Source organism: Cobetia sp. SIMBA_158, from assembly GCF_046566945.1.
Classification (GTDB): domain Bacteria; phylum Pseudomonadota; class Gammaproteobacteria; order Pseudomonadales; family Halomonadaceae; genus Cobetia; species Cobetia amphilecti.
Genome location: NZ_JAWJYL010000955.1, coordinates 1 through 243, shown reverse-complemented (window position 1 = coordinate 243; position 243 = coordinate 1). Strand labels below are relative to the sequence as shown.

Annotated in this window: 1 pseudogene; it reads right to left on the bottom strand. The window is 51.4% G+C overall.

Features of this window, described 5'->3' with window-relative positions:
- Positions 1-243: pseudogene (locus tag R2R70_RS22635) on the bottom strand (tRNA (adenosine(37)-N6)-dimethylallyltransferase MiaA); the annotation flags it as partial.

The window sequence follows — 243 nt, the reverse complement described above, 5'->3', positions numbered from 1 at the left end:
CAAATCTCCTCGGGCAAAAAGCGCCCGGCCTTCTGCTTCAAAACCTGAAGCCAACATCTGATGAAAACGCTGCTCAATGCGTTGATGGAGCAGTTCACGGCTCGCCGGGGCGATGGCGAACTGATGCACCTGATACGGTAGGGCGTCTCCTGACGTTTGCGTCAGTTCCGTTAAAGTTTTACCCGAAATGAAAAAAACTTCCAGTGCCCGGGAAAGCCTTTGTGGATCATTTGGATGAATCCT